The sequence below is a fragment of the Ideonella sp. genome, assembly GCF_041914305.1.
Taxonomy (GTDB): Bacteria; Pseudomonadota; Gammaproteobacteria; order Burkholderiales; family Burkholderiaceae_C; genus Ideonella.
Window position 1 is genome coordinate 281,381 of record NZ_JAYSDQ010000006.1, and the last position, 8,738, is coordinate 290,118.

Sequence of the window (8,738 nt, forward strand, 5' to 3'; positions counted from 1 at the left end):
GCCACCGCCGCGACTGCAGGCGGCACAGGGCCAAGCTGCTGGCGGACCAGCCGGCGATGAACAGCAACGGGAACTCGCCCAGCATGTGCAGCGACATGCGGCTTTCGACCGTGTGGCGCAACGCCGGCCACAGCAGCGCCAGTGGCAGCAGGGCCAGCACGAGCCGCCAGACGCCGTAACTTGGTGCGAGCAGGTGCTTCACCGCGAGGCCTCGGGCCGCGTGAGCGCCAGCCGCTGTGCGGCTTCCAGCGCCTGCGGCCACTGGTCGAACTCGTACAGGCCCCGCAAGCGCCCGCGCTCGTCCAGCAGATGGATGGCGCCGTTGTGCACGAAGCCGCCCGCCCCGTCCGGAACCACGACGACGCCGAGCGAGCGCAACAACGCGCTGGCGTCGTCGTGTGTGGCGGGCACCGCCAGCGTCCAGTAGCGTGGGTCGATGCGCATGTTGGCGGCGTAACGCGCGAGCTGCGCTGGATCGTCGTGCTCTGCATCGAACGAGATCGACACCAGGCGCACGTCGCGCCGCGTCGGCCCCGCACCTTGCCGCGTGGCCAGCTCCCGCTGCATTTGCTGGTACTCATCGCCCAGCACGCGACAGACGCTCGGGCAACGTGTGTAGACAAAGGCGACGAGAGAGGCGGCCGGCGCAGCGTCGGCATCGCCCCACCATCGAAGCACGCTGCCGTCGCTGGCACGCAAAAGCACCGGACGCGCGCGCAGCTCGCCGGCTTGTACCTGTGCCTGCCGCCGCCCTTCGAAGGTCCAGACCTCGAAGCCATGGGTCCAGTGCGCCAGCCCCACGACGAGCACGGCCATCAGGCTGAGGCACAGCAGGGCGCTGACGCGGCGCGCCATCACCTCTGTGGCCAGCGCGGGTGCATGCACGGTGGCGGGACGCGTGTTCACTTCAGCGGCATCAGCTCGGCGTCGCCCTTGAACGGCTCGGTGCGCGCCGCCGTTGCCTTGCGCACCGTGGCCACGGTGTCGGCCGTCACTGGCGCCGCGCTGTTGCCCCACTGGCTGCGCACATGCGTGAGCACGGCGGCGAGCTCCGCATCCTGCAGCTGGGCACCGAAGGCGGGCATGGCGCCGTTGTAGGTGCTGCCCTTGACCGTGAATGGGCCGCTGGCGCCGTGCAGCACCAGGGCCGCCAGCGTCGTCTCCTTGCCGGCGACCCATTCCGAGCCCGCGAGGGGCGGAAACACCCCGGGCAGCCCGGTGCCGCTGGCCTGGTGGCAGGCCACGCAGCGCGACGCATAGACCGCCGCACCGTCCACCGCGGCACCGTCCACCGCGGCGCCGGCCGCCGCAGGGGCGGCCCCCTGCAGTTCGGCGGTCGAGCGGCCATCGCCGAGTGCCGGGGCATTGCCGATGGCCGATCGGGCGATGTAGAGCACGCCGAACCCCAGCAGCAGCGCGGTCAGGACGATGACGAACCACGGCATCGGGTTCGCGCCTTCCTTCGGCTCGGGGTTTTCGCGCTGCTGCTGGGGGTGGATCTCGGCGGGCTTCATCGGGGCGCTTCCTGCAAGGCGATGGTCATGGCTTCACCGCGGGTGCCGCGATCACCGGGTAGCTGCGATTCAGCGACTGGAGGTACTTCACGAGGTCCACGGCCTGGGGGCGCGCCACCACAACCTGGCCGGCGGGCGCGTAGCCCGGCGGCAGATTCACGACCACCTCATCCCTGTCCGCCTGGGCCTTGGCCTCGAACAGGAACGGGTAGCTCGGCATGATGCTGCCCGGCATGTAGGCGCGCGGCTGGTACAGGTGCCCGAGGTGCCACTGCTCGCTGGGTTGGCGAACGCCGATGTTCATCAGGTCCGGCCCGGTTCGCATGGTGCCCAGCAGGTGCGGCTGGTCGTAGGCGTAGTCGCCGGCCACGGTGGCCCGCCCCCAGCCGCGCGAGAAGTCCGGCGCGAAGGCCTTGGCGCGCGGCTGCTGCGAGTGGCAGTAGACGCAGCCGTTGGCGATGTAGACCTCGCGGCCGCGCAGCTCGGCGCTGATGTAGGGCTTGAGGCCGGGCAATGGCGGCGCATCGTGCACCTGCAGGTAGGGCAGGACGACCAGCGCGCTGGTGGACAGCGCCAGCATCACCATGGCGCCGGAGACAAGCTTGATCTCGTTGTTCATGCCGTAGCCGCCTTGCGGAACAGGTGCCGGAACAGCGCCGGCTGGTCACGATTCGGCCCGAAGCCCAGGGCCAGGGTGACGAAGTGCACGGCAAACACGATGTGGCCCAGCACCATGAAGGCGCCGCCGAGGCTGCGCCCCTTCAGGTAGGGCAGCGTCACCGCCACCGAGTCCATGAAGGGCCGCGCTGCGTCCAACATCGCCACACCTTGCAGCCAGCCCGCGGTGGTCAGGCTCACGAAGTACAAGGCGAAGCCGCCGCTGGCGAGCCAGAAGTGCGCCGTGATCAGCCACGGGTAGGGCCACTCGCGCGCCGTGATGCGCGGCATCACGAAGTACATCGCGCCGAAGAACACGAAGCTCACGAAACCGTACAGGCCCAGGTGCGCATGGGCCACCGTGTAGTGGGTGAAATGGGTGACGGCGTTCATGCTGCGCAGCGCCTCGAACGAGCCCTGCACCGAGCTGGCGGTGTACATGAGCCCGCCCACGCCGATGAAACGCAGCGTTGGCGACCAGCGCAGCGCCGACAGGCGGCCCTGCAGCGTCTGGTACTGATTCACCGTGAACGCGGCGACCGGAATGATCATCATCATGCTCTGCACGATGGACAGCGTGATCATCCATTCCGGCACCGGCCCGCCGATCAGGTGATGGCCGCCGACCTGGCCGTAGAAGAAGGCCAGCCCCCAGAAGCCCAGCAGCGACAGGTTGTACGACTGGATCGGCCGGCCGATCACCTTGGGCAGGAAGTAGTAGACCGAGGCCAGTGCCAGCGGCGTGTAGAACAGCCCCAGCACGTTGTGGCCGAACCACCAGTTCATCGCCGCCTGCTGCACGCCCTGGTGCAGACCCGGCATCTTCGCCACGACGAACAGCACCGGCAGCCAGAACAGCGCACAGGCCATGTACCAGACCGAGACGTAGAGGTGCTCGACGCGCCGGTTGACCAGCGTGAACACCAGTGGCAGCGCGATCAGCGCCCCGCCGACGGCGAACAGGATGCCGATCTGCCACGGGATCTCGAGCCACTCCAGGCCGTCGTTGATGCCCGCGGCGATGCTGCCCAAGCCGGCGATCAGCGCCGCATTCCAGAACACGGCACCGACGAACGCAAAGCGCGCGCCCAGCAGCGGCGTCTTCAGCAGCCGCGGGATCACGAACATCGCGATGCCCAGGCCCGCCATCGGCGCCCAGCCGTAGGCCACCGCGTTGAGGTGGATGGTGCGGATGCGACCGAACGTGAGCCAGGCCTGCTGCACCAGCCAGTCGGGCTCATGCAGCTTGATCGACGCGGTGAGTCCGGCGGCAGACGCCACCAGCAGCCAGGCGATCGCGCAGCAGAACATGAAGAACACCAGCGGCGCGGTGGACGCGTCGGCGCGCGCGCGCTCGGCCAATTCATCAGCGTCGGCGCGCATCGCGTGGCCCGCGCCGGCCGTGTCGATGGCGCCTTGCAGGCTGCCCTGTGCCGCTGGCGCCGCGGCGGGCTCCTCGACCCGCCCGATTTCGCCGGACGCGAAGATCACCTCGGCGCCCTTGCTGCTGCGGTCGAACAGGCCCGTGCGCTGCGACCAGATGAAGGCCAGCAATGCGACGAAGGACAGCACAAAGGCTGACAGCAGGATGGCAACGGTATGCATGGCGGTCAGCGTTCGAGTTCAGCGCGTTTGTCGGTCACCTCGCGCCACGCATCGGCGTCCGGCAAGGCCTTCTTGGTCTTGGTGATCGGTTTCCAGACGCGTGCCAACTCGGCATTCAGCGGCGTGAAGTCCTGCTGATCTCCCGGCACGTCCTCCTCGGCGTAGATGGCCGAGACCGGACACTCCGGGACGCACACCGCGCAGTCGATGCACTCGCCGGGGTCGATGACGAGGAAGTTCGGGCCCTCGCGAAAGGCGTCCACGGGGCACACGTCGACGCAGTCGGTGTACTTGCAGCGGATGCAGGCCTCGGTGACGACGAAGGTCATGGCAGCAGCACCGGTCGATCAGCCACAGCAGGCGCCGCCGGAGCAACAGGCGTCACCGTCGTCCGACGCCGCACTCGCGCCCTTCTTGCCGATCCGCACGCGCCATGACGCGGGTCCGGTCTCGACGTAGCGCCAGTCGTACTGCCGAAACGCCCGGTCCTCGAAATGCACGCGCAGGGGTTGCGGGTCGTGGTCATTCAACAGCTCCATCGTCTGACCGGGTTGCAGCGCATCGAAGCGGGCAAAGACCAGTGCGTGGCGTTCGCGCGGTGCGATCGGGCGCAGATCGATCGCGGTGGTCGGTGCAGCGAGGGTGGAAGTCATCGGGCGAAATCCTTCTGGGTGGGATGGGCAGCAAGCGGGCAGGCCGAGGGGCCATGCAGGTTGGCGCCGTCCAAGATCGGGATCGGTGCAAAGCCTTATAAGAAGCATGTTTGATGCATCTTAAAGTCCGGGGCGATCAAAAGCAATAAACTGGATGCCTCTTTAGGGGCATCGATGCGTCTCGCCGAATACACCGACTACACCTTGCGCGTGCTGATGTATTGCGCGGCCCGCCCGCAGCAGTTGGTGACCATCAGCGAACTGGCCGAGCGCCACGCGGTGTCCAGGAATCACCTGATGAAGATCGTCACCGATCTCGGCCGCCAGGGCGTCCTGGAGACAGCCCGCGGCCGCGGCGGCGGGCTTCGCCTGAAGAAGGATCCGTCCAGGATCCGCATCGGCGACGTGGTGCGTGCCTCCGAAACGGACTTCCGCTTGGTCGAGTGCTTCGACCCGGGCACCAACCAATGCACGCTGACGCCTTCGTGCCGCCTGAAGGGCTTGTTCAATGCCGCGTTGCGGGCCTACTTCAAGGAGCTCGACGGCATGACGCTGGCCGACATCGTCGTGCCCGCATCGGCACCGGCCCCGGGGCGCGCCATGGCGCTGCGTGGTCGCGCGGGGGGCGAACCGGTGGCGGCGCCACCAAGCCGTCGCAAGCCCGCCAGGACCGGGAAGTCCGATGCGTGAGCGCACCGCACCCGCAAAGCCGCTCGACCTGCCCGGGCATTCCGCGCCGGCCGCCGGCTTCGAAGTGCCGCTGGAGATGCTGGCGGCATGTCACGGCCGTGTCCAGGCGCAGTGCGCCACGTTGCGGCGTCTCGCCGCGCACCTGGCCCGGCAGGGTGTCGACCAGCAGGCGCAGGACGCCGCAGCTGCGCTGATGCGCTACTTCGATACCTCCGCCGTGCATCACCACGCCGACGAGGAGGTGGATCTCTTTCCGGCGCTCATCGAGTCCATGGCCGGGTCCGACGCCGTCTGCCTGCGCCAGCTGACGGCTTCGCTGGCCGCCGAGCACCGGGAACTCGAACAGCGCTGGCGCGCCCTGCGCCGCCGGCTGGAGCAGGTGACACGCGCAGATGCCACGACCCTGCCGGACGACGAAGTGCATGACTTCATCGACTTGTACGAACGGCACATCGCACGCGAAGAGGCCGAACTGCTGCCGATGGCCGGGCGGCTGCTGAGCGATGCCGAACTGGACCGCATCGGGCAGGCGATGCGTGCGCGCCGGGGCGCCTTCGAACCCGGCGGGCGGTCCGATGCTTCCACCGCCTGACGCTTCGCGTCAGGCCCATTCACTGAACCTTCAAGGAGCCCTCATGTCACAACCTCATCTGCACCTGTCTCCCGACGCCATCTACCCGTTCGACGCCCGCGGCGTGGCCAAGCGGTTCAGGCACGCGGCCATCTTCGGCGCGCTGGACAGCCTGCAACCCGGCGAGACCATGCGCTTCGCCAACGACCACGACCCGTTGCCGCTGCTGTCGCAGATTGCACAGCGCTATGGCGATCGGGTCGGCGTGGAATACCGCCAGCGTGACCCCGGCATGATCGTGATCGACTTCAGCGTGCGCTGAGCTGGCGCGGCGAGCGGGTGCAGCACCGCGCTCACGAGCTCATGCCGCGCGCCGCACCATCATCTCTTTGATCTTGCCGATGGCCAGCGCTGGGTTCAGCCCCTTCGGGCAGACATCGGTGCAGTTGAGGATCGTGCGGCAGCGAAACAGCCGGTACGGGTCCTGCAGGTTGTCGAGCCGCTCGCCACTCGCCTGGTCCCGGCTGTCGACCAGAAAGCGGTAGGCCTGCAGCAGCCCGGCCGGGCCGACGTATTTGTCCGGGTTCCACCAGTAGCTCGGGCAGGCGCTCGAGCAGCAGGCGCACAGGATGCACTCGTACAGACCGTTGAGCTCATCGCGCGCGTCGGGTGACTGCAGGCGTTCTTTGTCGGGTGGTGGATAGTCGTTGACGAGCCAGGGCCGGATGGAGTGGTACTGCTTGAAGAAGCCGCTCATGTCGACGAACAGGTCTCGGATCACCGGCAGCCCCGGCAAGGGCTTCAGCACCACGGTGTTCGGCAGCGAGCGCATGTTCGTCACGCAGGCCAGTCCGTTCTTGCCGTTGATGTTCATCGCGTCCGAGCCGCACACGCCTTCACGGCAGGATCGCCGGAAGCTCAAGGTCGGATCGATGGCCTTCAGCCTGACCAGCACATCGAGCAGCATGCGGTCCCCCGGATCGATCTCGAGCTCGTAGGTCTGCATGCGGGGTCCAGCGTCCTGGTCGGGGTCGTAGCGGTAGATCTGAAAACGATGCATCGCCCATCCTTCGCGTCGACGGTCCATCCGCCGGGTCAGCTGACTGTAGTTCGGTGGCCCTGGCGGAATTCACTGATTTCTTGACGATGGCCAAGGATGGCGGCGCTGGGTCGAACCCGTGGGCCGTGCATCCATCTGACCCAGCAGGCGGGCACGCCGCCCCTGCAACCCCAAGGAGAGCCCAATGGCATTGTTGATTCGGAACCTGTTCATCACGACCGCTGCGGCGGTCGCATTGGCCGCTTTGTCGGTCGGCCCGGCACGGGCGCAAACAACGGCCCACAGCCACGACGCGGCCACCCCGCACCAGCTCACCCTGAACCAGGGCCACAAGTGGGCCACCGATGAGCCGCTGCGCGCGGGCATGGGGCGCATCCGCGACCTGGTCGAGCCGCAGATCGGGGCTGCCCACGCGGGCAAGCTCACACCCGCCCAGTACCGCGAGCTGGCCACGCAGGTCGAGACCGAGGTCGGCGGCATCGTTGCCAACTGCAAGCTCGAGCCCCAGGCCGATGCGATGCTGCACCTGGTGATCGCCGACATCGGCGCCGGCACCGACACGATGGCCGGCAAGGACGCCAAGGCGCGCCCGGCGCTCGGCCTGGTGAAGGTGGCGCAGGCTGTCAACCAGTACGGCAGCCACTTCGACCACCCCGGCTTCAAGCCCATCCGCCATCTGCACTGACGATCGAAGAAGATACGACTCCCGCCACGAGGAGTTGACGATGACCGACCACATGCCCGACGACTTGTCCGCAAGCGGTCGGGATCTGAGGGCCTTTACCGACGAACTGCGTCCGCAGCACGGCGTGGTGCGCAATGTCCACGGTGAATGGGTGCTGTTGCGCCACGACCTGGTGGTGCAGGCCGCGCTGGACGCTGACCGGTTCTCCAGCGCGGTGTCGGGCCACCTGCACATCCCGAACGGCCTGGATTCGGCCGAGCACGCGGCGTACCGGCAGGCCCTGGACCGCTTTCTCGGGCCCGAAGCGCTCGCGCCTTTTCATGACGACTTTCGCCGCATTGCGGCAGACCTGGTCGGGTCGCTGCCGCGCGGGGTGGGCATCGACGCGGTGGCGGGGCTCGGCACCCGCTTTGCGGCGCGTGCGCAAAGTACCTGGTTGAGCTGGCCCGCCACACTGGAAGACCGCCTGGTTGCCTGGGTGGCCGAGAACCATGCCGCGTCGCGCTCGGGCAATCGAGAGTGGACCCAGCGGGTGGCGGACGATTTCGACGCCCTGATCCGATCGGTGCTCGAACCGCGCCGCGCGGCCGTGCCGGCAGGCGGTGCGCGCGACGTCACCACCGAGCTGATGCGCACCGAGGTGAAGGGTCGCCCGCTGAGCGACGCCGAAATCGTGTCGGTGCTGCGCAACTGGGCCGGCGGCGACCTGGGGTCGATCGCGTTGTGCGTCGGCGTGATCGTGCACCACCTGGCCACGCAACCTCAGCTGCAGGGCCGGCTGCGTGCCGGCGTGACCGACGCCGAGCTCGATGCTGTCCTCGACGAGATCTTGCGGATCGACGACCCCTTCGTCTCCAACCGACGCATCACGACCTGCCCGCTGACGATCGGCGGCGTGGCGCTGCCCGCGGCGGCGCGGGTCAAGCTGAACTGGACATCCGCCAACCGCGACGAAGCGGTCTTTGGCGACCCCGACCGGCTGGATCCGCAGGCCAACGCCGAGCACAACCTGGTGTACGGCATCGGCCCGCACGCCTGCCCGGGGCGACTGCTGGCCACCATCGAATTGCGCATCGTCGTACGCGAGCTGCTCGCCGCGACGGCGTCGATCACCCTCGACCCGCTGCAGCCGGCCACGCGTGCGGTGTCACCGGTGGGTGGGTGGGCCGGCGTGCATGTCGTGTTGACCTGACGGGGGAGGCGATCCCGGCACATCCCAGAAAAGACGTCGAGGGTGGGGCGTCGCGTCAGGCGGTACCCGCTGGGGGCTCAGAGTCCGCGCCCTCGGCCTGCAGCCGAGGGT

At 68.3% G+C, this 8,738-nt stretch carries 12 protein-coding genes; 5 read left to right on the top strand and 7 right to left on the bottom strand.

The features are described 5' to 3' along the window. Positions 1-198: 198 nt before the first annotated feature. The 6 genes from ACE3SG_RS10790 to ACE3SG_RS10815 are packed head-to-tail and all read right to left on the bottom strand — an operon-like array spanning position 199 to position 4,429. Positions 199-906, bottom strand: coding sequence for an SCO family protein (locus ACE3SG_RS10790; protein ID WP_374564884.1), 708 nt, complete (start codon positions 904-906; stop codon positions 199-201). Then, on the bottom strand, positions 903-1,514 hold the full coding sequence (locus ACE3SG_RS10795; protein ID WP_374564885.1) for a cytochrome c: 612 nt from the start codon (positions 1,512-1,514) through the stop codon (positions 903-905). The genes ACE3SG_RS10790 and ACE3SG_RS10795 overlap by 4 nt, the downstream gene beginning before the upstream one ends. Positions 1,515-1,539: 25 nt before the next feature. Further along, on the bottom strand, positions 1,540-2,133 hold the full coding sequence (locus tag ACE3SG_RS10800) for a cbb3-type cytochrome c oxidase subunit II (protein ID WP_374564886.1): 594 nt from the start codon (positions 2,131-2,133) through the stop codon (positions 1,540-1,542). Beyond that, on the bottom strand, positions 2,130-3,776 hold the full coding sequence (locus tag ACE3SG_RS10805) for a cbb3-type cytochrome c oxidase subunit I (protein ID WP_374564887.1): 1,647 nt from the start codon (positions 3,774-3,776) through the stop codon (positions 2,130-2,132). Before ACE3SG_RS10805 ends, ACE3SG_RS10800 begins: the two co-directional genes overlap by 4 nt. A gap of 5 nt (positions 3,777-3,781) precedes the next feature. Further along, entirely contained in the window at positions 3,782-4,105 is a 324-nt protein-coding gene (fdxA, locus tag ACE3SG_RS10810) for a ferredoxin FdxA (protein ID WP_374564888.1), read from the bottom strand. A gap of 18 nt (positions 4,106-4,123) precedes the next feature. Beyond that, entirely contained in the window at positions 4,124-4,429 is a 306-nt protein-coding gene (locus tag ACE3SG_RS10815) for a DUF2249 domain-containing protein (RefSeq protein WP_374564889.1), read from the bottom strand. A 174-nt stretch (positions 4,430-4,603) separates the two neighbouring features. Between ACE3SG_RS10815 and ACE3SG_RS10820 the strand changes: the two genes are divergently transcribed. Genes ACE3SG_RS10820 through ACE3SG_RS10830 form a run of 3 tightly spaced genes read left to right on the top strand, consistent with a single transcriptional unit; the run spans position 4,604 to position 6,012 of the window. After that, positions 4,604-5,119: an Rrf2 family transcriptional regulator gene (locus ACE3SG_RS10820; RefSeq protein ID WP_374564891.1), complete on the top strand. Its 516-nt coding sequence runs from the start codon at positions 4,604-4,606 to the stop codon at positions 5,117-5,119. Continuing rightward, the gene (locus ACE3SG_RS10825) at positions 5,112-5,711 is read left to right on the top strand and encodes a hemerythrin domain-containing protein (RefSeq protein WP_374564892.1); all 600 of its coding nucleotides are present in this window, start codon (positions 5,112-5,114) and stop codon (positions 5,709-5,711) included. The genes ACE3SG_RS10820 and ACE3SG_RS10825 overlap by 8 nt, the downstream gene beginning before the upstream one ends. A gap of 43 nt (positions 5,712-5,754) precedes the next feature. Continuing rightward, a complete protein-coding gene (locus ACE3SG_RS10830; RefSeq protein ID WP_374564893.1) occupies positions 5,755-6,012 on the top strand; it encodes a DUF2249 domain-containing protein in 258 nt (85 codons plus the stop codon). A 39-nt stretch (positions 6,013-6,051) separates the two neighbouring features. Here ACE3SG_RS10830 and ACE3SG_RS10835 read toward each other — a convergent pair whose 3' ends face one another. Then, complete coding sequence (locus ACE3SG_RS10835; RefSeq protein ID WP_374564894.1) at positions 6,052-6,750, bottom strand: succinate dehydrogenase iron-sulfur subunit; 699 nt, start codon at positions 6,748-6,750, stop codon at positions 6,052-6,054. A gap of 184 nt (positions 6,751-6,934) precedes the next feature. Here ACE3SG_RS10835 and ACE3SG_RS10840 point away from each other — a divergent pair, with 184 nt between their 5' ends. Beyond that, entirely contained in the window at positions 6,935-7,435 is a 501-nt protein-coding gene (locus ACE3SG_RS10840) for a hypothetical protein (protein WP_374564895.1), read from the top strand. Positions 7,436-7,475: 40 nt separating this feature from the next. Next, the gene (locus ACE3SG_RS10845) at positions 7,476-8,627 is read left to right on the top strand and encodes a cytochrome P450 (protein ID WP_374564897.1); all 1,152 of its coding nucleotides are present in this window, start codon (positions 7,476-7,478) and stop codon (positions 8,625-8,627) included. Positions 8,628-8,738 lie beyond the last annotated feature (111 nt).